Below are 23,508 nucleotides of genomic sequence, written 5' to 3' on the forward strand. Positions count from 1 at the left end.
TCATGTGGATTATTAAAATGAATATGCCGCTGATGCTGATGAGTCTGGTCGGGGGCGGAATGATCGTCATCGTGGTGCTGCTCAAAAAAATATTCGGACGGTTTCTGCCGAAACGGTTGTTTCCGCTTTTATGGATCTGCGTCCTGATTCGTCTGCTTCTTCCCTTTTCATTATCGACGCCGTTCAATCTGACTTCACTGCCTGACTGGAAGCTGCCGGTATTCTTTGAACGGTTTGCGGAAAGCACGGAAGTGATCGTACAAGCCGGGACCGCCGGTCAGACTGCGGAAACAAATGTAACCGAGGACCGGCAAATTGCTTATACAACGACTAACGAAGTCACGCAGTCAGCGCTTCCGGCATTGCAATGGAATTGGGCGACAATTCGCATGGTCGGAACGCTGCTTTTGGGAGGATTTTTATTCTGGCGCTATACCCAGACACGCCGCAAATTTGACGATAGTATTTTGATCGAAGACGATGAACGGGTCTGCTCCATTCTGGAAGAACGAAATGTGCGGGCGGAAGTATATCTCAACGATCAGATTCAAGGTCCGCTGGTTTCCGGCGTGCTGCGTCCGCTGATTTTCCTGCCCGCGAGTCTGGATTTCCGGGATCCGGAACTGCTGCGAAACATCCTGCTTCACGAATGCGCGCATATCCGCCGCCGGGATAACCTGATGAAGCTGGCCGCATTGCTTGCGCTCTGTATTCACTGGTTTAATCCGCTGGTCTGGCTGATGGTCAATTGGATCAGCCGGGATCTTGAGGAAGCATGTGATGAAACGGTGCTGACGATTTTGGATGTCCAGCAGCGTCAAAGCTATGCCCGGGCGCTGATCCAGATGTCGCGCAAACGTCTTAAATTTGCCTGGAACTACTGTGCGTTCAGCCGCAATGAAGTGGAACGCCGGGTGCGCAGCATCACTACTTATCAACCGCTGAAGAAAATCATGATGGCCGGTTGTCTGGGTCTGTTGGTCTGCTTTACCATGATTACCGTGGCGGCAGCTCAAACCCCGTTTTCCTCAGAGCTGTCTTCAATGTGCTCCAGCGCGGACTCCCGCTTTATGCTGGAAGCGGAACTGACACGGGATCTCAATCTGCCATCGACACAGGAAATCCGCAGCCGTGCCGATCAAGCCTTGATCCAGGTTTTGCGGGAGAATCCGCAGGATGGCCTGAACGCTTTGAGAGAAAAAGCCGCAACCGCGCTGGCGGCAGAATTTCACGCCGAGCCGCGGGCCTTCCATATCGATGCTTATCTTAACTTAAGCGAGGAGAAACTGGATCAGGAATACCGGGAACATGAGCTGATCTATGACCACGAACGCTACACTTACCAGGAAAAAAAGGTCAGAGTGATGGAAGACAAAATGGCCGGGCGATACTCAACGCAGAGCGATGGTCAAATCGACGTCTATATCCATCGCGATGACCGCGGCGAGATCGTGGAAGTGAAAACCTATATCGTCAAATAAGAAGTTATGAAATTAGACAGCGCAGCTTTCGCCTTCGGATTGCAGAGAAAATAAAGTTTAATTAAAATGGACTGGGCAAAGCCGGTGAATTCGCTTTGTTCAGTCCATTTGATCAAATCTTCGCAGAAAATCGAGGCATTTACCGCCGTTTCTTCATTCGCTCGGCCGCACGGTTTCAAATTGATCAGGCAGAACCGGAAGCCGGATCGTAAAGACAGATCCTCGGCCCAGCTGGCTTTCGACCGTAATCTCGCCATGATGCTGCACGATGATTTCCTGAGCGATGGACAAACCCAAGCCCGTCGATTTCTTGTTACCGTTGCCTTGCACACGATAATATTTAGTAAAGATTTTATCCAGATCTGCCGGCGGAATTCCTTTTCCCGTATCGGCAATTTTTAAAACGCAGACTTTCGTATCCACCGTTAGAGTTACCGTGATTGTTCCTTCTGGCGGCGTATAGAGCAGCGCGTTTTGCAGGAGATTGGATATCGCCTGACGAATCCGTACCGGATCGGCCCAGCATTCTACATGCGACTGGAGCTGCGGACGCAGCACAATTTGTTTCTCCTGAGCTTCCAACGCACAGGAAGCGACCAGATCCTGAACGACCAAACAGAATTCCACGCGGGTGAAGTTAAACAGAACTTTCTTGTCCTCCAACTTGGCGATCAGAAATAAATCCTCGACTAACCGTGTCAGGTAATTCAGCCGGTCATCGATTACGGAATAGGTTTCCTCATTTCCATCCCCGGCCTTTAGAATTGTAAAATAACCACGCAGGACAAACAACGGACTGCGCAGATCATGGAAGACGTTGGTCATTAAGTTATGCCGCGTGGTTTCCGCCTCAATAAGTTCGTGGGTGCGCTGTTCGACCTTTTGATCCAGCTGCTGATTCATTTCTTCCAACAAACCAGCCTGTTTCTCTGACTTCTTAAAGGCTTCGGCAAAACGATAGTTGATCAGAACCAGGCAAAGAAACGCGAACGGCATATCAAAAATGTGCGCCGCCCGGAAGCGGGTCATCATCAAACTTTCCTGAAAGACCCCTTTGTCGGCCAGCTGTGGTAATAAACGCAGACCTTCAGTCACCGCATAAGCCGCCAAAAGAAGAAATGAAAGCTTTTCCTTTCGCGCTGCGGCCGCAATCACTGCTGCCGCTCCGATCAGCGAGAAGCTGAATTTCATAATTTCCAGAACATCGTTTGATAAAATAAACTTGGAAAAATCCAAAAGCACGCAAACTCCGACGATCACCACCGGATGAAACAGTCTGCGGATCCAGAACCCGGGATCCGATGCGTAAATTTGTAAACATAGCAGCGAACCGGAAATCATCAGCAATGTATACATATAAGCGGAGATGCTCCCGTAGATCGACCGCAGGACCGCGGGCAGCTGCAGCGACGAGCCGCCCAGCGTCCAGATCAAAAGGATTAGAAGATAGAAACAAAAGACCTTTATATAATGCTCTGACGGTTTAAACAGACAGAGGGATAGACCATTGATCAACATGCCGATCAGCACGCCGAGACTGAGCGTCGTCAGAAAATCAAAGGCGGAGATCGCCTTCTGAAGCTGGTTTCCAAGTCCCAGGTAAAACTGGACTTTGGAAGGAAGCGAATCAATCGCCAGCGTGATCCGGTAGACTTTCTGAATCGGATCATAAAATTGCCCGGTGATCGCAACGGCGACCGGTCGGCGGTAAGAGGCGCTGTCATTCTCGACCGGCGCTCCGTTTAACGTAATTTGATTCGGCGATGATTTGACGATCAACAAGGTCAGATCGTCGACTGCCGTTTCGCTGGGAAAAACCAACGAGACCGGTGAGGCTCCCTCCAGTTTCAGCGTATAAACGGTGTCCGTGATCCGGGAATCAATCTGGTCGCCGCTGTGCAGCGCCGGAAAGGTATTGTTTAAACGAATCATGATCAGGCAGGTGCACACAACAATGCCCAGCCATAACGCCGCGGTAATCACTATATTTTTCTTCTGCATAAATCGTCCCTCGTTTCTATCATAAAGAATTTGTGCCGATAAAGCAAAGCCGAGTTCATTAAAAGCAACGAAAGTGTTAGAATAAGGCCATGGAGGACAGGCCAATGATCCGTGTATTATTAGTTGAAGACGACGATATCGTCGCTAAAGTGATTCAATACTATTTGGGCCAGGAAGGCGGCTACGAAGTCGTCAGAACCCGGAACGCCGGCGAAGCGCTGTACGCGGCCCGCGATGCTTTCGACGTCATTTTGCTGGATATCCTGCTTCCTGATGTCAATGGCATCGACTTGTGCGGCCGGCTGCGGGAAATCCACGACTGTCCGATCCTGTTTATCAGCTGTTTGGACGACAGTGACATGATCGTCAAAGCCCTGGAAGCGGGCGGCGACGATTTCCTGGCGAAGCCGTTTGATAATAAGGTGCTGGCTGCGCGGATTCAGGCAAATCTCCGGCGAGCCCGCCGCGATGTGAAAAACAGGGTGACGAATCAGCTGGCCTGCGCGGATTTTATTCTGGACGCCCAGACCCATGGCGTTCTGAAAGACGGAACTATCATCAAGCTTTCGCTGATCGAATTCAGGATTCTTTCGTTTATGATGCAGAATGCAGGACGGTATTTTACAGGCGAGGAAATCTACAAGGCGATCTGGGGCAAAGACAGCTATGGCGATATCCGGACTGTAACGGTGCACATGCACAATCTGCGGAAAAAAGTGGAAACGGATGCGGCCAATCCCCGGCATTTGAAAAATGAATGGGGCAAAGGTTATGTTTTTGAGTAGGACGGATTTCCAGCTGGAAGAGGTTGCGGCCAGGCATCCAGAAGTGAGCGGCCAAGTTTGAAATATTAAGAAATTTTAAGATTTGCGGTCACTTTGGCCGCTATTTTTAATATTTGCTTAAACCCAGGCATACTTCTGAAAAGATATAATATTCACAAGGAGGAAAGAATCATGCCCAAAATTTCAAGAAGAGAATTCATCAAGGGCACAGCGCTGGCTGGAGTCAGTCTGGCTGCGTCCTCGCTGTTGTCCGCCTGCGCCGCTTCGCCGCAGACCGCGGAGCCTGCGAATCCAAGTCCTCAGGAATCCACGAAACCTGAATTAGCCTATCGCCAGCTCAATCCGCAGGATGAGAGCTACGACGCATATTCGGGCGATGTTTCGGCGATTTTCAGTCCGATCACGGTCGGGAAAATGAATCTGCGCAACCGGATTGTCAAAGCGGCCGCAGGTTCTGATACGATGCCTAAGGGTGCGAAGGAAATGAGCCAGAACGCCTTGGATTACTATGGAATGATTGCCGACGGAGGAGCCGCCTTGATCATCCTGGAAACCGGGACGCTCAGTCCGTTCGGACTGACCAACGGCAGCGAGCCGAGCGAGCAGGGAATCGCGGAAGGGCGGAAAATGGCGGACCGCATTCATCAGGCCGGAGCATACGCAGGCGTTCAGTTTGGTCTGGGAACGCCGATGTCCCCGCAGACCCAGGTCAACGATTATACCAATGAAGAAATCAAAGCGATCGTCAAGGATTGCGGAGCGGCCGCCCGGCGGTTAAAAGAGGCCGGTTTTGACTGCGTTGAAATGAAGGGAGCGACGACAGACGTGCTCAATCAGTTCCTGTCCCGCAGCCGTAATTTCCGCGAGGATGAATACGGCGCGCAGAACAATGAGAACCGCGTCCGCCTGTTTAAGGAAATCATTGAGGAAATCCGTACGCAATGCGGACCGGACTTTACGATCCTGACATTGATCAACGCAGTGGAGGAATGTGATTCCGCGCTCGGTGACAATGAAGGTTATATCGTTCTGGAAGAAGCAAAATATCTGGCGCAGCAGCTGGAACAGGCCGGTGCGGATCTGATTCAGGTGCGCGTGGGGACACCGGGACAGGAAATTTCCTGCTGGGCGCCGGATTGCAATCACACGGGGATTCACATGGACGGTGCGACTGGTTTCGGCACACAGTTTAATTACGCGAGCCATTTCGGCGGTGCTCAGGACGGCCGTCATTCTGGAGCCGGGGCTTTTATCCCGCTGGCGCGTGAAATCAAACAGGTCGTTTCCCTGCCGGTTGGCTGCGCGGGTTATATGGATCCTCGGACGGCTCCGGATCTGATCAATCAGGCAATTCAAAACGGCGATGTCGATCTGGTGTTCATGAACCGGGCGCTGGTCGTCGATCCGCAGCTGCCGAATAAACTGGAGGCTGGAAAACGGGATGAAATCGCTCCGTGCACCCGCTGTCTGCATTGTCATGCGAAACCGTTGGGCGAGCCGGAAATGTGCCGTGTCAACGCGACGACGCAGTTTGCCTATACGGAGGAAATGCCGGAAGGCTACGCTTTATTGCCAGCCGAAACTCCGCGCAAAGTGATGGTCATCGGCAGCGGCCCGGCCGGCATGGAAGCGGCCCGGATTGCGGCGCAGCGCGGTCATCAGGTAACTCTGGTGGAAAAGAACAGCGCATTAGGCGGGATGCTGGGATTAGTCGCCGCATATAAAGGTCCGCATGAGCGGCTGGGCGATCTGAAAGCCTATCTGATCCGGCAGCAGGAAATTCACGGCGTTACCGTCGTCACGGAGAAGACCGCGGATCTCGCATACATCCAGCAGGAAAAACCGGACGTTGTCCTGGTTGCGGCTGGTGGACAACGTATAAGCAAGCTGACCGGAAATGCTCAGGTAAACGTCATGACTGTGGATAACTTCAGCCTGAACGATGTCCAGGATTCCGTGGTTATCCTCGGCGCAAATCTTCAGGCCGTGGATATCGCGTCCTACTTGATCGCGCAGGGAAAACAGGTGACGATGATCAATCCAAAAGCTAAAGAAACGATTGATATTGAGCAGTCGCCGTGGGTCCGAAAGTTCACGCTGGCGCATCTTTATGCACAGGGTGTTAAAATCTACAATCAGGCAGATTGTCAGAAGGTCACGGAAAACGGTGTTTTAATCATGATGAACGACTGCGGCTTTGAAAAGGAAATCACCTGTCAGACGGTGATCGAATGCTGGGATCTGGAAGCCAATCTGGAGCTGGTTGAGGCGATCGAAGCCGCAGGCATTGAGGTCCATGCGGTCGGCTGCGACACACCGAAAAACATCCAGTCCGCGATTCATGCGGGAAATCTGACCGCACGGAAAATTTAAATACGACACGTCCGGCCGAACGCTGAAATTCGTTGGGCTGGATGCAGCTGCGAAGGTCTGAGAAAAGCAGAATGAAAAAACCAGGGATGAATCCTTCACGTAAGTATTAGACTTTGCGAGAAGAAGTTCCTGGTTTTTGAATTCGCTTTTGAATCAAGCTGTTTATAAAAAGATGAAGCTTGGTGAAAATAAGAAAGCAAGTTTTGTTTCAGCTGGGAATTTTGATTAAATTCAGCCTTGATTTAACGGTAAAGCAGAATCGAAGGAAACAGAAACAAATACGGCGCCGTTAAAACCGCCAGAACCAACGCTGCTTGGCGCTTCTCCTTGAACGGCCAGTCCAGCTTGCGAAAGCTCACTTTAAGATTGAAAAGATAAATCAGCCCTCCCGCTGCCGCTACCATCAAGGCGACAAGCAGAAATCCGGCAAAGCTGGAAAATGGATTAAACATCATCGCGTAAGCCAGCGGATTGTCTAAAGCGGTGGAGAGAATGAACAACAACGCACCGCCGAGGAAATCCGCCAGATAACCGAAGGCAAAGACCCAGAGAAAGCTCTTTTTCCAGGTTGAAACGAAAGGTCTGTGATTCATTTTGCAGCCCAGCGCCAATACCAGCGAATCAATCGCGGCGTTTCCAAGGAATGTGATCAGGAAAAGCCAGGTGGAAGGAATAAACAAAAAGAACCAGAGGGGAAACAGGATGTTATAGAAGCGATCTTTTTTCATAAGCTCTCCTTTACTCGTGCAGGCCATCGCGCCAGCGCTGAATTTTTTGCATTGTCACATGGATGCTGGGGGAAGATTCTGAGTATCTCTATTATATAAGGAAAGCCAGGGAGAAGGGCGGGAACCAGGGAAACGTAAGAAATTTGTAATGAGCGGAAAAGGTACACTTACCCTTTTATGCCGCCAGAGAAAGCAAAGCTGGAAAGTAACGTTTGACAGTCCGCCTGTCAATCCAGTATGATGAACAAAACAAGACTGTTCGCTGCCGCTTCTGAAAATGGATTTCGTTAACTGAAAACAGAGAAAGCGGCGGAAAGAGAAAGGAAGGATCTTATGGAAGCGATCGTTCGTGTCGTTGTGCATCTGGCTTGTTTTGCGCTGGCGCTGTACGCCATGCAGGCCCTGAACTATGAAAAACTGATCCGCAAAGGGCGTGTCGTGCAGGCCCAGTTGCTGTATATTCTGACCGCGATGTGCATCGCTTTGTTAGCGGCGCAGTTTTTACTCAATCTCGTCATCAAGATCCATGTATAAACAAAAAGGACATGGACATACTCACCACTAGAGGTGAAATCCATGTATATGTACGAAAAGAAAAGTACCAAAGGCAAAGCGACAGCCGTGATCTTGATGACGATGATTCTGATTCTGATCTCCGGTTTCTTCATTGCCAATTCCACTTTATTCAACAACAAACCCGTCCTTCCGGTCAATCAGCCGGACGCTGTGGCTTCCCTGCATATCCCGGTCGTGCTGCCGGCAGACGAAACCGTCGCCGCGCCGTTTGCGATCAACGCCAAGGAAGTCCTGCATTTCTTCGATAAAACAAAAAGCGAAGACGTGCTCAGTCAGGCAGTTACGGAATTTGAAGGCGTATATCGTCCGAATCAGGGACTCGATTACGCGTATGACGGCAAAGTCTTCGAGGCCACGGCGATGCTGGGCGGCACGGTGACGGAAGTCAAAGAAGACGCGATGTTCGGCAAGAGCGTCACGGTGAAAACCGGGGAAGATCTGGAAATTACCTATCAGAGCTTATCCCAGGTATCGGTAAAAAAAGATCAGGTTGTCAATCAGAACGATGTCCTTGGCCTGGCAGGCGAAAACATCTATAACAAGGATCTTGGAATCCATCTTCATGTCGTGGTGCAGAAGGACGGTAAGCTGATTGATCCGGCAACGGTCATCGGCATGAAACCGGCTGAAATAAAATAGCACTTCGGTGCTGTTTTTTTCTGAAAGGTACGCGTTGCGATAGCCCTTGAAATAGTTACAAATTCATTAATTCTGGTGTTATTTTAAGGAGTTGTGTTATAATGTTTGTGTTTACACGAGATGCGGAGGTTGGTTTATGTTGTTTACCAAAGAAGTAGGTATCGACTTAGGTACCGCGAATACATTAATTTACGTTAAAGGAGAGGGCATCGTGTTGAACGAGCCTTCCGTTGTTTCATTAGATGCAGAAACGAAGAAGTGCCTGGCTGTCGGCCAGGACGCGAAGGAAATGCTGGGCAGAACGCCGGGCCGTGTCAGTGCGATCCGTCCGTTAAAGGACGGCGTCATCGCCGACTTTGAAGTCACCGAGCTGATGCTTGAGCATTTTATCCGCAAGCTGAAACTGAAGGGAATGTTCTCCCGTCCGACGATTCTGATCTGCTGCCCGTCGAACATCACATCCGTCGAACGCAACGCAATCCGGGACGCGGCTTACCGCTGCGGCGCCAAGCGCGTTTACATCGAGGAGGAACCGAAGGTTGCGGCGATCGGCGCAGGCCTGGATATCGCCAAGCCGACAGGCTCGATGGTTCTGGATATCGGTGGCGGTACGACCGACGTCGCGATTCTATCCCTGGGTGAAATTGTCACCAGCACGTCCTTAAAGATTGCGGGCGATAAGCTCGACCGTGATTTGATCAAATATGTGAAGGAAAGCTATAAGCTGTTGATCGGCGACCGCACCGCGGAAGAAATCAAGAAGCGCATCGGCACGGCCTGGAGAGGCAGCCGCAGCGATTCGATGGATGTCAGCGGGCGTGACCTGGTCACCGGTCTGCCGCACACGATCACGCTGAATTCGGAAGAAACAGAACTGGCCATGCGCGAAAGCCTGCAGGACGTCGTCCGGGCCTGCCGTACAGTTCTGGAACAGACACCTCCGGAATTGAGTGCGGATATCGTCAGCCGCGGCGTAGTCTTAACCGGCGGCGGCGCGCTGCTGCAGGGGATCGACCAGCTGCTGATCAACGAGCTGAACGTTCCGGTGTATGTCGCTGAAAACGCGTTGTCCTGCGTAGCGGAAGGCACGGGCGTCATGCTTGAGAATCTGCATCTTGTTCGCTAGTAACCAACAATATCGCTGATCCAGCGATATTTCTTTATCGTAGTCTGGGGGTACTTTCAATGCTGCATTTGATTGAAGGCGCCTTTCCGTTCTTTGCGCTGCCGTTTGTGATTTCTCTGATCTGCGTACCGATTGCCAAGCGCATCGGATTCGCCTTAAAGGTGTACGCGGTGGAAAACAACCGAACGGTTCATCATGGAAAGATAGTGCAGATGGGCGGTCTGGCCGTTTTCGTCGCCTTTATGATTTCAATGGCCTGTTTTTTGAAGGCTGACTCGACCATCAACGGGATCCTGATCGGAGGCTCGGTGGTCTTTTTGGGCGGCTTGCTCGACGACATGATCAATTTGTCGCCATTAAAAAAACTGTTGTTTGAAGTCGCCGGGGCGCTGATCGCGATCCTGGTCGGCGGCATCGGTCTGACGTCGATCACTCTGCCGTTTGGGATAGAGATCAATATGATGCCGTTTTCCTTTCTTGTTTCATTTATCTGGATTGTCGGCGTGACCAACGCGATCAACCTGATCGACGGGCTGGACGGCTTATCGGCCGGGATCTGCTTTATCGTTGTCTGCACTATCGGCTTCATCGGTTTCTTTATGGGGCGCCGGGATATTCCGGTGATCTCCTTGATCCTGGCCGGCGCGATCGCCGGGTTTCTGCCGTACAATTTTCATCCGGCGTCGATCTTCCAGGGTGACTGCGGCGCGTTGTTCCTCGGGTTCACGCTGGCCTGCTTGTCGCTGCTGGGATTTAAGACGACGACGTTTATCACGCTGGGCTTCCCGGTGATCATTCTGTTCGTTCCGATTTCCGACACGCTGATCGCGATGGTGCGGCGGAAGCTGAGCGGTAAGGGCATCATGCAGGCGGACCGCTCGCATTTGCATCACATCTTAATGTATAAGCTGAAACTGGGACACCGCAACACTGTGCTGGTGCTGTACCTGGTGACGGCGCTGTTTGGCGGAACTGCCGTCTTAAGCTATTTTAATGAACAATGGGGCATGATCATGCTCGTGGTGCTGACGATCGTCGCCGAGATCTTCGTGGAAGCAACGGAGATGATCAATCCGAAATGGCATCCGTTATTAGGTTTGTGCCGGCGGTTAACAGGACATCCGAAGAAGAAGGCGTTACTCGAGGAAACGGATCCGGGTGATGCCAGCGAAGTGCTGACAGAAACCGAAGCCGAGGAAGAAACGGATGATCAGGAAGATGAGGATCAGCTTGCGGATGCGGAAACATCGGAAGATGAAGATCTTTCGGATGAAAACGAAGCAGATTCTGAGGAAAGTGAAGATTTAAAATAAAGGTTAAAAAAGACACGGAATTTGGAGGGTTTGCATACTTCATGAATTCCGTGTTTTTCAATGTGGCGATATTGTCTTTTCGACAGAGAAAGAGTGTTGAATCACCAGTTTCTTTCCTAAGCTTCAAATAAACTCTCAAAATAATGAATGAGATAATGATAAAACGGATGAACCAGAGCTGTTCGGGCACTATCCTGCGGATGCAGTGAGATTTGTAACTCCCGGCAGCACTGCGGATTCGCAATGGGGATGAGCTTGACGTCTTCGCCGACCGCACCCCAGGTGTGTTCCGGCCAGAAGCCAATGCCGCTGCCCGCGCCGATCAAATTGCGGACTGTCGCCGGGCTGTCGCTTTCGAAAATAATCTTCGGATGAAAACCGGCCATCTGACAGAATTGATCGCAGATCTTGCGGAACTTCCGGTTGCCGGCCAGACAGATAAAGCCTTCTTCCTTCAGCTCTTTCAGATCGATGGAGTGCAAACCGCTGTAAAGGGAATGGGAGGGCACCGCAAGCAGAATCTGTTCCTGGAAGGATACGGTATTCTCGGCTGTTTCCGGAGCACTGCGTTTCTCGGTCAGCGTATCAACAGACAAATCGCAGATTTGCGTCAGTTCATTCTGCATGATGGAAAATAAGATTTCTGAATGATCATGCTTGTAGGCGATCACGGCGTCCGTCACGGCCCGGGAAGCCGCCAGGACATTGATGTGTAGTGTGCAGGCGCTGCGCCGGGCCAGCTGCTGCATCTGATCAGGAATCTGATCCAAAGCGGTCAGCGGTTCGCGAAGCATGCCGTAAAGCGCGCAGCCATAATCCGTCAGCACGATGTTGCGGCCGCGCGAGGCGATCAGAGGAACGCCAAGTTCATCTTCCAGCCGGTGGATCGATTTGGTGATCGCAGGTTGAGCGACGTGCATGCGTTCCGCAGCCCGGGTGACGTGCTGAAGCTCGGCGACGGCGGCGAAATAGCGAAGCTGGGTTAACTCCATAATTCATCCTTCTTTCATAACGGTAAGTTATCATTTTGATCAATATTAACTATTACTTATTATACATGAACGGTGCTATACTTGGAAAGCTGGATAGGGGGTTTTTTATGAATAAGGATTTAACTGTGGGAAAACCGGCTTCTGTGTTGTGGAAATATTCGCTTCCATTGTTTGGCAGCATCATTTTCCAACAGCTTTATAACATTGCCGACAGCTTTGTGGCCGGCCGCTGGATCGGCACGTCGGCGTTGGCGGCCGTGGGGAATTCCTATGAAATTACATTGATTTATATCGCGTTTGCGTTTGGCTGCAATATCGGCACATCGGTCGTGGTGGCGCGGCACTTCGGATCAAAAAATTATAACCGGCTGAAAACGGCCGTGACGACCTCGCTGATCGCCAGTGCGGCGATCGGACTGGCGCTGACCGGCCTGGGCTTGATCGGCGCGGACTTCTTATTGAAACTGATCCAGACGCCGGCGGAGATCTTCGGGGATTCCTTGGAATATCTGTTGATTTATCTGGGCGGCTTCCTGTTTCTTTTGATCTACAATATCGCGACGGGGATTTTCTCAGCGCTGGGTGATTCGCGGACGCCGTTTTATTTCCTGGCGGTGTCTTCCGTGACCAATGTTTTCGTGGACATCCTGTTTGTCGCGCAGCTGAACATGGGCGTGGCCGGGGTAGCCTGGGCGACGTTTCTATGCCAGGGGGTCGCGGCGGCTGCGGCGTTGGGCGTCGTGCTGAAACGGCTGAAAAGTCTTCCGGAAAGCGGAAAGGCACCGCTGTTTTCCGCTGCTTGTCTGAAAGAGCTGACGTTGATTGCCGTGCCGAGTATTCTGCAGCAGGGCTTTATTTCCGTCGGCAACATCATGATTCAAAGCATGATCAACGGCTTCGGTATGGCGGCGGTGGGCGGCTATTCCGCGGCGGTGAAGCTGAACAACATGACGATCACTTCGATTACCGCAATCGGCAACGGGATGTCCAATTATACGGCGCAGAATGCCGGGGCTGGGATTCCTGAACGGATTGAAGCGGGACTTTCGGCGGGCATCAAACTGGCGGGATTGATCGCGCTGGTCTTTGCGGGTCTGTATTTAGCGGCTGGCCCGGCGTTTGTCGGCTTGTTTATCACCGACGGCAATCAGGCGGCCTTGTCCGCCGGCGTGATGTTTTTACGCATTGTGTCGCCGTTCTATCTGGTGATCGCGGTGAAGCTGATTGCGGACGGGGTGCTGCGCGGAGTGAATCGGATGAAGTTGTTTATGACGGCGACCTTGACCGATCTGATTATCCGCGTCGTCTGCGCCGGTCTTTTCTCAACAGTTCTGGGTCTGGGTTTAACCGGGATCTGGCTGTCCTGGCCGGTGGGCTGGCTGATCGCGGCGTCGATGTCGGTGTTCTTCTATCGCGTGGTGAAACGGCAACGTTTCGATATTCCGCAGGAAGCGATCCAGCCGGAAAGCATGGCTGAAGAAACGGCCGCGGAATGGATTGAAAGTCAGGCTTAATCCCGTTGGGATTCTTGAATGAAAAACAAAAATTAAGGTAAGAACTAAACCTGATGAAAGAGTCAGGTTTTTCTTTGACATCGAATGAGGTGGAACGTGATCGCCTTGCGGCACGCGGACCAGCGGCGGACAGAGGAAATCGGCACGCAGAAAAAAATAATTCTCGTTAACCGAGAAGAAAGCAGGAAAAATGCGAAATCGGGCAACATTATAATCAGGAAGGTGAAGAATAATGAAAAATAACCTGATGCTTGAACGTCCGGCTTTGAATTTGTCGCCGATTTACAGTGAAGATCCGTCGCTCAAGGAACAGTGGGGAGCGTATCTCTCATTAAAGGAAGAAGAATTTTCCGCGCTGTCGGTCCGGCAGGCGCATTGTCATCTGGTCAGCGAAGCGAACTGGCTCAACCGCAAGGATGCCCGCAGCTGCGTCCAGCTGGGTGTGAAAGCGAAGATCGGCGATATCTGCTACATTGACTTTGGCCAGGCGTATCTGAACGAGGCGGGTTTCCAGCACTTCGGCGTGATCCTGTCCTTCTGCAATGGCAAAGCGTTCGTCGTGCCGATGACGTCCAACCCGGCAACCTATAAAATGGCGTATGACCCGGTCGAATGTCCGAACGGACGCCGGCATCTGATGCGGATTGGTTTGATCGAAGGCATGAAAAAAGAGTCGGTGCTGTTTTTGAACGACTGCAAATACATCAATACCGCCCGGATTATAGACGTCAAAGCGACGATTCCTGAAAACAGCGCGCTGTTCCGTCATATTGTCAACCGCGTCAAAGAATGTCTGATGCTTTAGAATTTCATAAGAACTGGAAGATTCGACAGGGTTTTCAGCGAAGCTTTCTTACAATAGCCTTAAGAAGGTGAAAAATATGAGTCAGCTGACCCTAAAGAAGTCAACGGCATGGCTCCAGAGGTTTCATAGGAGCGATGGGTTTTTAGTTTTCAGTTTTTTCTTCACTGCGCTTTCGTTCCGATCCGCAGTGTTTCTTTATCCCGGACTGGCCTTTTTCTATCAGCGCAACCGCAGAGAGGGAATGGCGGCGGCGATCGGTACGCTGGCTGGCAGCTGTTTCTCCGGCTTTGCGGGATTTTACTGTCAATTGCTGCTGCTGGTCTTCTTCCTGCTGCTGATCTGTCTGATCCAGCTGCTGCGGCAGAATTTATTCGCGTGGTTTCCGATGATCTGCGGTCTGAACGTGCTGTTGGCCAGTCTGGCGACCGGAACGGCCTTCGCGCAGGGCCTGGCCGCGGCGGGGGCGAGCGTCCTGATCTGCCGCTTCACGCAGTCGGACTGGATGTGGATCGATACGGAATTCAAGCTCAGTATGATGATGCTGGGAATTCTCGGATGCAGTCTGATCTATCCGATGATGCGGATCTTTCCATTGGAAGGCGCGTGGATGGCGTCGGTGCTGGTGATGGCATGTCTGGCTATGACGATGCCGGTGCGCGAATACCTGGCGTTGTGTCTGGGCCTGTTGTTCTGTTTTCCCATCGGCAGCCATACGCCGGTCTGGTGCGCGGCGCTGTTATTGATGAACATCCTGCGGCAGGATTTGGGATGGATGCGTTTCTTAGGCTGGATGGTGCCGTTGATCTGGACCCAGCAGCCGGCCTGGTCGCTGGCCGCGGGCATCGTGATTTTTCTGGCTGCTCAGCAGTTCCCGGCCTCGCAGATCGCGCAGCGGTGGGTGAGCGAGGAAAAGCAGACGCTGAACGGTCAGCGGATTGAAGGCCGCAAGCGGACTTTGTTGCACCAGCTATCGCAGTTTTCGCATATCTTTGATTTGATCGCCGATTATTTTGAGCCGATTCAGCCAAGTCAGTCGCGAATTCTGGAGGGCATGGCCGACGCTCTGGATACCGTGGCGATGCAGATGAAGCAAAGCGTTGTGGATGACGAAGCGCTGAGCGATAAACTGGTGAATCTTTTGGAAGGGTATCACTTTGAAGTCAAGCGCGTCCATGTCCAGCAGTGGGAGGAAGGCCCGCTGCAGGTGGTGATCGATTTCTCCCAGCTGTCGCACAGCGAATTGGAGGAAGTCGTCCTGCCTCTGATCCACATGGTCATCGATCCGGATCTGAAAGTGACGCGGTTTCAGCGCAACCGGATTTTCTACACCGGCAGCCGGCTGGAGTTGTCGACCTCTCAGCCTTCAACATTGAAGACAAGGTTATTTACCTTAAAAAAAGATCCTGAGGTTTCCGGCGATACCAGCGCGGTGTTCCGCAACGGTCAAACGACGATCTGCACGATCAGCGACGGGATGGGCTGCGGCCCTCAGGCAGCGCGCAGTTCCCAATTTGTTACGCAGGTGCTGCAGCGAATGCTGAGCGCCAAGCTGCCGGTGGAAGCGGCGGTGCAGAGCATCAACGCTTTGCTTCACGCCGATCAGCGGGAGTTGTTCGCGACCTTGGATTTCCTGTGTTATGACCAACGCCGCCACCAAGCGTTCCTGAGTAAGTCCGGTGCATGTCCGACGTATCTGATCCGGGAGGATCAGATCATGGAAATCAGCGGCGAATCACTGCCGATCGGGATCATTCAGGAAATTGAAACGGATTGCTTTCAGATTGACTGCCAGGATCAGGACTGCTTCGTGATGAGCAGCGACGGCGTGGAAAAACAAGTGCTCGATCAGTGGATCCGCGGCGGCGATCCGGATCAGATTCTGCAGCGGATTGAAACCGGTCTGCAGGCGATGGAGGAAACCGGCTGCGCCGACGACGTGACCGTGTTAATCGCCCGTGTCAGCAAGCGCTGACGCGGGTTTTTCACATTTTGGACTTCAAAACAGAAAAAAAGCCTGAATTTATACAATAATCCGGGATTGTCGCAGGCGAATCGCTTGGCAACAGAATATTTCTGTGGTTCAATAAATAAACCAGGAATTCAAGCGGAAGGAGGCGGTACAATGCGATGGAATCAGCTGGCGGAAAAAAAGTGGATCGTGGGTGTTTCCGGCGGTCCCGATTCGATGGCGCTTCTGGATTTGTGCCGCCGACATCGTGTGACCATCGTGTGCGCCCATGTGAATTATCATCACCGGCCGACTGCGGACCGCGACCAACAGATCGTTGAAGCCTACTGCCGAAATTATGCGATTCCGTTTTATTCGCTGGATCCGGTTAAGGAAACGTCTGGAAACTTTCAAGCCTGGGCGCGCGAGGCACGGTATGCCTTCTTTGCGCGGCTGGCTGTTCAGGAAGCGGCGGCAGGCGTTCTGATCGCGCAGCATCTGGATGATTTTCTGGAAACAGCGCTGCTTCAGCAGGAGTCCGGAAGGCAGTGCGAAGTGCTGGGCATCCGGGAAGAAGGCCGGGTGTTGGGCGTGGTCGTCGTCCGGCCGCTGTTAAGCTGGACGAAACGGCAGCTGCAGGAATACTGTGACCGACACAAAATTGCCTATGGGATCGACGAGTCCAATCTGAGCGACGATTACCGCCGCAATCAGCTGCGGCATCATGAGCTGGCGAAACTCAGCGAAGCAGAGAAGCGGAGTGAAGTCAGAAAACTGAAGGCGCGCAACCGCAGTCGTCAGAAAAAGAAGGAAGCTGTCAAAACGAAGCTGAATCCCGCGGATCCAGTCATTTCCCAGGAAATATTTCTCGCGCTGAGCGAAGCGGAACAACGGATTTTCCTGCGGGCGTGGATGCAGGAACAGGGCGTGGTTCCGCCATCGGAAGCCTTTCTCATCGAGCTGATCAAAGCGCTGAAGCAGAAAAACGGGAATTTCGACGTAAGTTTCAGTAAAGACCGGCGCTTTCAGGCGGCTTACGGATTCTTTTCACTTGACTTCACAGATGAGGTATCTTATTGTTATGTTCTGGATAAAATAGAATTGTTCGCGACGCCGTATTTCAGGATCGCGGAGAACGGAGAATCCACGGAAGCGGTCACTTTATATCAGGAAGACTTTCCGATCACAATCCGCAATCCCCATCCCCAGGATGCGATTCAGCTCCGGTTCGGCACAAAGCGTTTAAACCGGTGGTTTATCGACAGAAAGATCCCGCCGGATCAGCGCCGGCGCTGGCCGGTTGTCGTCAACTGCCGCGGTGAGATCATTCTGGTCCCGAAAATAGGCTGTAATGTCGCACATTACTCTAACAATCCAACTTGTTTTGTGATAAAATAGGGATATTCTGGAGGTTTGACTATGCATCCATGTTTAGAAAAAATTTTACTCAATGAAGACGAAATCGTAGCTCGCTGCAAAGAGTTAGGACAACAAATTACCCAAGAGTACAAGAACAATGAACAACCGCCGCTGTTAGTCGCGTTGTTGAAGGGATCCGTCCCTTTTTTGGCAGAATTGATCAAGCACATCGATCTGGACATTCAGTTTGATTTCATGGACGTTTCCAGCTATGAAGGCACGGAGTCGATCGGCGATATCAAGATTATCAAGGATCTGGACTGCTCTGTCAAAAATCTGGACATTCTGTTGGTCGAAGACATTGTCGATACCGGCAGAACGTTGAAAACCGTCAAGGCGATGCTGAAAAACAAAGGCGCGAAGACGGTGCGCGTCGTCACGCTGCTCGACAAGCCGGATCGCCGGGTCGTCGATATTGAGGCGGATTATACCGGCTTTGAAATTCCGAACGAATTCGTAGTCGGATTTGGACTGGACTTCAATCAGAAGTACCGTAATTTTCCTTTTGTCGGTGTCCTGAAAGAAGAATGCTACAAGTAACGCTAGCGAAGGAGTGATACAATGCGTAATAATCGTTGGATCAATTTTGTTCCGTATCTGATTGTGATCCTGGCGCTGTTCAGTTTAATGAACATGAACACCGGGACTGCGACACAGAATCTGACCTACAACGAGTTTCAAAAGTTAGTTGAAGAACAGAAAGTCACCGAAAGCGCAGTGACGGTCGGCGACAATGTGATTAAAATCAAGGGTGTTTTCGAGCAGGACGGCAAGAAGGTCGGCTTTACCGCTTCCGTACCGCGTTCGGAAACTGAAGTCGACGCGTTGATGAGCGCGCTGGAAGCCGCTGACGTCAAGGTCAGCGACATGAACGAATCGAATCTGTTTTTAGATACGATCTTATCGTTAATTCCATTTGTGATTTTCGGCGCGATGGCGTTCTTCCTGATTTCCAAGATGAACGGCGGCGGCAATAACAAGGCTTTTGAATTCTCAAAATCCCGGGCCCGGCTGGAAGGCAACATCAAGGTTCGCTTTGACGACGTTGCCGGGTGCGATGAAGAAAAACAGGAAATGGCGGAAATTATCGACTACCTGAAATCGCCGAAGAAGTTTGCCAAGATGGGCGCGCGGATTCCGAAGGGCATCCTGATGGTCGGCTCGCCGGGTACTGGTAAAACATTATTGGCGAAGGCGGTCGCGGGTGAAGCGGACGTTCCGTTCTATTCGATTTCCGGTTCGGATTTCGTTGAAATGTTCGTCGGTGTCGGCGCCAGCCGTGTCCGCGATATGTTTAAAAAAGCGCAGCAGACAGCGCCGTGTATGATCTTCATTGATGAAATCGATGCGGTCGGCCGGCAGCGCGGTGCGGGGTTAGGCGGCGGCCATGATGAACGGGAACAGACGCTGAATCAGCTGTTAGTTGAGATGGACGGCATTACGGACAATGCCGGTATCGTCGTGATTGCGGCGACCAACCGGCCCGACGTCCTCGATCCGGCACTCTTGCGGCCGGGCCGTTTTGACCGTCAAATTACCGTTTCTCTGCCGGACCGCAGAGGCCGCAAGGCGATTCTGGAAGTCCATGCCCGCAACAAAAAGCTGGCTCCGGAGATTGATCTGGATGCTTTAGCGAAGCGGACGCCGGGCTTTTCCGGTGCGGATCTGGAAAACGTGCTGAACGAAGCCGCGATTCTGGCGGTGCGGGAGAACAGCGATCTGATCCACATGCACAATCTGGATGAAGCGATTGACCGCGTCATGATGGGGCCGGCCAAGAAATCCAGAAAATATGATGAGAAATCCAAGAAATTGGTGGCTTACCATGAGTCCGGCCATGCGATTGTCGGCCTGAATCTGGAAAACTCCAATATTGTTCAGAAGGTAACGATCATTCCGCGCGGCACCGCCGGGGGTTATAACCTGATGACGCCGAAGGAAGAAAAGATCATGAACACGAAGAACGACCTGATGTCGGCGATCACCGGCTACATGGGCGGCCGCGTCGCGGAAGAAGTCTTCTTTGACGATATCACAACCGGCGCGGTGAACGATATCGAACAGGCGACGAAAATGGCGCGGGATATGGTCACGCTGTACGGCATGAGCGATCTCGGTCCAGTCCAGTATGATCATGGTCAGCAGAACGTCTTCCTGGGCCGTGATTACAATTCCTCAAGCAACGTATCCGGCCAGGTTGCGTTTGAAATTGATCAGGAAATCCGCAAGATTATCGATCAGTGCCATGACGAAGCGAAGAAGATCATTCTGGAACACAAAGAAGAACTGATCAAGATCGCGGAAGCGCTGATTGAAAATGAAACGCTGACGGCGGAACAGATTGATAAGATTATCAAGGGCGAACCGTTCCTGGATCTGCCAACGCCGGAAATGAAGGCGGCAGCGGCTTCTTCGGCAGAACCGGAATCCCCGACCGTAGTGGAAACTGAGGAAACAAGCCAGCCTGAAACGGAAACAGAATAGATAAGCTGAAAGATGGTCAATGCGGCCGTCTTTTTCTTTTCTAGTGGTGAGTTCAATGTCCCAAAAATTTGATTTTCTTTACTTAAAGAATAAGCATTTCGTATTTGAGTTGGGATATCATTACGATGTAATCACTGACAATCTTTGATCATGAAGAATATTGGAATCAGGAATACTATGTTTTTGGAAACTGTATTTCTTTGAGTCTTATATAAAAAACGGAAGCCCGATACTGAGTTCCGTTTTCTTCATTCGAAATGCGAATTTGAATTTTAGAAGCAAGATTTAAAGAGAGTAAATCTCGTTATAGCGCACAAGCTCAATCTGATGATCGTTAATGAACTTTTTGATTTTTGGCGAGGTGTACATTTGATAGTCTTGGATTCTTGAAAGGGTACAGGTTGAATAAGCGAACAGTTGAGCATCAACATATCCGCAGTGTCCACCGATTCTGACATAAGTCTGATCTGTCAAATGTTCTAATTGAGCCAGAATATCTTCTTCACTGCTGTATTCCAGTTGCTCCAGCATCGTTTTTTTGAGTTGGTTGCGTGTGCGTACCACGCCGAGGGCTGCCCAAATATCGCGGGTAAAGGGAATTCCGTACTGAAGACCAACATCATGCAGTGCCTGTCGGTAATTGGCGCTGGATTCGCCAATGGAATGTCCATGAATATATGCGGGTTTTCGGCCGTGTGTCAAACTGATAAATCGCTCAATTTGTGCCTGTGTTTCAATTTTCACTTCATTGTAAGGATAAAGATCTTCTTTCATCCAACGGGAATCTGCCTTTCGTACTGTGGATCGAATAAATTCCCCGCTTTCATGATCGATGAGAGCAGGAATTTGCGATTGATCTGCGCAAGGAAAGCCAGATACCAGATTGATATCAATTCCTAAACAAACATCAGGACAATCTTGAATTAACTGAACGGCCAGGGAGGCCGCAGGCATATTCGCAAATAAGCCTGTGTTACGAATAATTCCATCCCGGATTGCTTCATGAGTTGCGTAAGTAACGGCTGGAGTGAATCCATAATCATCCGATTGAACAATTAATTTCATATTCATGCTCCGCCTTAAAAGATTCCTAAGAAGGCAAGTACAATACAAATGCCCATCAATAGGAAGATCAACTTGGTCGGGCTGCTTCCTTTCTGAATTCGACTAAAAACCCAGAAAAATAAAAGTATCGATAAAATTCCCGGAGCAATGCCGTCAAGGATTTCCTGAATAGATAGGGAAACCCCATTAATAGTTGGCGCTAAGACAATATTGATTTTGCAGTTAGTCGCAACCAAGGCACCAACCATTAGAGAACCCAGAATCGTCGCAGCCTTTGTAATAATCGGGATAATTCCTTTACTGAAAGCTTCATTGACAAAGGTTACTCCCTGTTGATAACCAATGAGAGTTGCTAAATATTTCAAAATTAAAGTGCCGCCGCCAAAGAGTACGACGAAGAATAATGGACCTAAGAGATTTCCATTGGCAGCTAGACCGATCGCAACACTGGCGATAATAATTCGGCAGCAGTTGTTAAATAAAGAATCACCAATTCCTGCGGTAGGTCCCATCAGAGCTGATTTGACGCTCGTGATTGTTTCTGAAAGATCCTCGCCGGATTCTGCCTGCTGTTTTTCCATAGCCAGCGCAATTCCGCTGATTAATCCGGCCATGATCGTCTGTGTATTGAAATATTCTCCGGCATGCCGGGCAAAAATCTCCTTTTTTTTCTCAGGATCATCTTTATACCATATATCAAGTCCCGGGAGCATGCTGCAAGCAAAAGCTTTTGATTGTGACGTAATTTGATTGGTTGACATCATCAGCCCCATGTTTTTAAGAAAACTCTGGCGCAGTATATGTTTTTCCTGAGATGTCATCTCGGCGTTAGGCAAAGAAATCCTCTCCTTCCTGATGTTGTCCACTTTCAGCAGCAGACAGTTTTTTTGAAAGTTCATCGTAACGCAGGTCATTGTGATAACTAATAAAAGCGATGACAAAACCAAGAGCCGCAATCGGAATCATACCTAAGCCCATATATTTTGCCAGAATGAAACCGGCGACGATAAACACACCTGTAATTGGTGACCAGATCGAACGAGTAATTAAAGCAAGACCAATGACGACTAACAGATTCGCTGATGCGTTTAAGCCATTAAAAACAAAGGCGGGTACATAACCGATGAACGCATCAATTGCACTGGAGCCCAGTAAGATAAATAGGAAGATCACGACTGTATTAATACCGGCTTTGACAATGAACAAATCCAGATACATCGCAATTCGGTATTTTTTATATTCACCATTCTGAGCCAGATTCATAAATATAGGATGCAATGCATTTTCGCATGCATTGATAATGGGTTTAAACGAATTCATTAATGTTCCCAGAGCGACGGCAATTGCAAGTCCAGCCTCTATGTCGATGCCTGTCAGTACGACATAAGCGATGGATACCGTAGTTGCTGTACGCCAATCGGAAGGGACAACACCACCAACGCCAACGGCGCCTAAGTAGATGGCTTCCAAGGTAGCTCCCATAATAATACCGGTTTTCATATCTCCGCAGAATAAACCGGTTACAGTACCTAAAACTAATGGGCGTGAGAGTGCCTGTGTTCCAGTAATATTATCTAAACACCAAACGACCCAATAACTTAATGCGGCGAGTATAGCCTCCATCATAAATATAATTTTCCTCCTTATTTTGCACGGTGTAGAAGAACTTTAAAGTCGTGCTTTTCTGAATTGGGGACCATTTGCGAGAAGACTTCGCGATTCCCCTCTATCAGTTTCTCAAAAAGAATAAAATCTTCTTTATCAGCACTGCAGTAATCCGCAATTTTAATTTTATCCGGCGATTTCTTCTTTAAATAGTTGGCGATGTTGATGGAATGAATATTCAATTCTTCAGCCAGGCAGAGGGCGTCCTTTGGATTATCGACGAGGATAAGAATTTTCATTTTCTCAGCTCGCGGATCTTTCAATAGGTGAAGCGTATCCGTAATACTTTTAATCGCGACTTTTTTATCGGCAGGTCGTGCCATCATCAAAGTGTTGCGTAATAATACGTTACCTGCGGCATGATCATTAGCGACCAAGATGGTGTCAATATCCAGGGCGCGCGACCAAGCGGTTGTGATTTGTCCATGAATCAAGCGTTCGTCAAGACGTAGTTGTACAATCATGTTTTTCCTCCTTACTTAACTTGCAGCTGCATGATTTATTTGTCGTGATATTAATATCTGTTTCTATGATACGATATTATTTCTGCATTACGAAGCGGGTTTTTTTGTTAAAATTTGAAAAAAAATTGCA

General features: G+C 50.3%; 20 protein-coding genes. 13 read left to right on the plus strand and 7 right to left on the minus strand.

The features are described 5' to 3' along the window. The first annotated feature begins 2 nt into the window (after positions 1 to 2). Positions 3 to 1,481: a M56 family metallopeptidase gene (locus DWY25_RS07230; RefSeq protein WP_117894673.1), complete on the plus strand. Its 1,479-nt coding sequence runs from the start codon at positions 3 to 5 to the stop codon at positions 1,479 to 1,481. 153 nt (positions 1,482 to 1,634) lie between these two features. Here DWY25_RS07230 and DWY25_RS07235 read toward each other — a convergent pair whose 3' ends face one another. Then, positions 1,635 to 3,482: a sensor histidine kinase gene (locus tag DWY25_RS07235; RefSeq protein WP_117894674.1), complete on the minus strand. Its 1,848-nt coding sequence runs from the start codon at positions 3,480 to 3,482 to the stop codon at positions 1,635 to 1,637. A 104-nt stretch (positions 3,483 to 3,586) separates the two neighbouring features. Here DWY25_RS07235 and DWY25_RS07240 point away from each other — a divergent pair, with 104 nt between their 5' ends. Both DWY25_RS07240 and DWY25_RS07245 read left to right on the plus strand, forming a co-directional pair. Continuing rightward, positions 3,587 to 4,267 carry a response regulator transcription factor gene (locus DWY25_RS07240; RefSeq protein ID WP_117894675.1) on the plus strand — a complete coding sequence of 227 codons (681 nt, stop codon included), beginning with the start codon at positions 3,587 to 3,589 and terminating at the stop codon, positions 4,265 to 4,267. Positions 4,268 to 4,438: 171 nt separating this feature from the next. Then, the gene (locus DWY25_RS07245; protein WP_117894676.1) at positions 4,439 to 6,640 is read left to right on the plus strand and encodes an oxidoreductase; all 2,202 of its coding nucleotides are present in this window, start codon (positions 4,439 to 4,441) and stop codon (positions 6,638 to 6,640) included. Between the two features lie 242 nt (positions 6,641 to 6,882). Here the strand turns inward: DWY25_RS07245 and DWY25_RS07250 are convergent, their stop codons facing one another. Further along, positions 6,883 to 7,368, minus strand: a complete 486-nt coding sequence (locus DWY25_RS07250) for a hypothetical protein (protein ID WP_117894677.1) — start codon at positions 7,366 to 7,368, stop codon at positions 6,883 to 6,885. Between the two features lie 333 nt (positions 7,369 to 7,701). Here DWY25_RS07250 and DWY25_RS07255 point away from each other — a divergent pair, with 333 nt between their 5' ends. The 4 genes from DWY25_RS07255 (at position 7,702) to DWY25_RS07270 (ending at position 11,022) form a co-directional block, all read left to right on the plus strand. Then, positions 7,702 to 7,902 (plus strand): DUF1146 domain-containing protein, encoded by a 201-nt coding sequence (locus tag DWY25_RS07255; protein ID WP_072685436.1) that lies wholly within the window; start codon positions 7,702 to 7,704, stop codon positions 7,900 to 7,902. Positions 7,903 to 7,944: 42 nt separating this feature from the next. Beyond that, positions 7,945 to 8,583, plus strand: a complete 639-nt coding sequence (locus DWY25_RS07260; protein WP_006057935.1) for a M23 family metallopeptidase — start codon at positions 7,945 to 7,947, stop codon at positions 8,581 to 8,583. 139 nt (positions 8,584 to 8,722) lie between these two features. Continuing rightward, positions 8,723 to 9,709 (plus strand): rod shape-determining protein, encoded by a 987-nt coding sequence (gene mreB, locus DWY25_RS07265; protein WP_083538691.1) that lies wholly within the window; start codon positions 8,723 to 8,725, stop codon positions 9,707 to 9,709. A 59-nt stretch (positions 9,710 to 9,768) separates the two neighbouring features. Then, complete coding sequence (locus DWY25_RS07270) at positions 9,769 to 11,022, plus strand: MraY family glycosyltransferase (protein WP_117894678.1); 1,254 nt, start codon at positions 9,769 to 9,771, stop codon at positions 11,020 to 11,022. Between the two features lie 116 nt (positions 11,023 to 11,138). On the opposite strand, the gene DWY25_RS07275 is transcribed toward DWY25_RS07270, so the two are convergent. Continuing rightward, entirely contained in the window at positions 11,139 to 12,014 is an 876-nt protein-coding gene (locus DWY25_RS07275) for a LysR family transcriptional regulator (RefSeq protein WP_117894679.1), read from the minus strand. A gap of 107 nt (positions 12,015 to 12,121) precedes the next feature. Here DWY25_RS07275 and DWY25_RS07280 point away from each other — a divergent pair, with 107 nt between their 5' ends. From DWY25_RS07280 to ftsH, 6 genes are all read left to right on the plus strand, one after another. After that, positions 12,122 to 13,528 (plus strand): MATE family efflux transporter, encoded by a 1,407-nt coding sequence (locus DWY25_RS07280; RefSeq protein WP_244925947.1) that lies wholly within the window; start codon positions 12,122 to 12,124, stop codon positions 13,526 to 13,528. A 232-nt stretch (positions 13,529 to 13,760) separates the two neighbouring features. Further along, positions 13,761 to 14,333, plus strand: a complete 573-nt coding sequence (locus DWY25_RS07285) for a hypothetical protein (protein ID WP_117894680.1) — start codon at positions 13,761 to 13,763, stop codon at positions 14,331 to 14,333. 76 nt (positions 14,334 to 14,409) lie between these two features. Then, positions 14,410 to 16,305, plus strand: coding sequence for a SpoIIE family protein phosphatase (locus tag DWY25_RS07290; RefSeq protein ID WP_117894681.1), 1,896 nt, complete (start codon positions 14,410 to 14,412; stop codon positions 16,303 to 16,305). Between the two features lie 150 nt (positions 16,306 to 16,455). Further along, positions 16,456 to 17,679 (plus strand): tRNA lysidine(34) synthetase TilS, encoded by a 1,224-nt coding sequence (tilS, locus tag DWY25_RS07295; protein WP_117894682.1) that lies wholly within the window; start codon positions 16,456 to 16,458, stop codon positions 17,677 to 17,679. 21 nt (positions 17,680 to 17,700) lie between these two features. After that, positions 17,701 to 18,240, plus strand: a complete 540-nt coding sequence (hpt, locus tag DWY25_RS07300; RefSeq protein ID WP_117894683.1) for a hypoxanthine phosphoribosyltransferase — start codon at positions 17,701 to 17,703, stop codon at positions 18,238 to 18,240. Between the two features lie 21 nt (positions 18,241 to 18,261). Then, the gene (gene ftsH, locus DWY25_RS07305; protein WP_117894684.1) at positions 18,262 to 20,184 is read left to right on the plus strand and encodes an ATP-dependent zinc metalloprotease FtsH; all 1,923 of its coding nucleotides are present in this window, start codon (positions 18,262 to 18,264) and stop codon (positions 20,182 to 20,184) included. Positions 20,185 to 20,469: 285 nt separating this feature from the next. Here the strand turns inward: ftsH and DWY25_RS07310 are convergent, their stop codons facing one another. Genes DWY25_RS07310 through DWY25_RS07325 form a run of 4 tightly spaced genes read right to left on the minus strand, consistent with a single transcriptional unit; the run spans position 20,470 to position 23,378 of the window. Beyond that, positions 20,470 to 21,249, minus strand: coding sequence for a ChbG/HpnK family deacetylase (locus DWY25_RS07310; protein WP_181981736.1), 780 nt, complete (start codon positions 21,247 to 21,249; stop codon positions 20,470 to 20,472). 14 nt (positions 21,250 to 21,263) lie between these two features. Then, positions 21,264 to 22,085 carry a PTS system mannose/fructose/sorbose family transporter subunit IID gene (locus DWY25_RS07315; protein ID WP_181981737.1) on the minus strand — a complete coding sequence of 274 codons (822 nt, stop codon included), beginning with the start codon at positions 22,083 to 22,085 and terminating at the stop codon, positions 21,264 to 21,266. After that, positions 22,078 to 22,875 carry a PTS sugar transporter subunit IIC gene (locus DWY25_RS07320; protein ID WP_117894687.1) on the minus strand — a complete coding sequence of 266 codons (798 nt, stop codon included), beginning with the start codon at positions 22,873 to 22,875 and terminating at the stop codon, positions 22,078 to 22,080. Before DWY25_RS07320 ends, DWY25_RS07315 begins: the two co-directional genes overlap by 8 nt. Before the next feature lie 17 nt (positions 22,876 to 22,892). Then, positions 22,893 to 23,378, minus strand: a complete 486-nt coding sequence (locus DWY25_RS07325) for a PTS sugar transporter subunit IIB (RefSeq protein ID WP_117894688.1) — start codon at positions 23,376 to 23,378, stop codon at positions 22,893 to 22,895. Positions 23,379 to 23,508: the final 130 nt, after the last annotated feature.

The organism is Holdemania filiformis (assembly GCF_003459085.1).
Classification (GTDB): domain Bacteria; phylum Bacillota_I; class Bacilli_A; order Erysipelotrichales; family Erysipelotrichaceae; genus Holdemania; species Holdemania filiformis.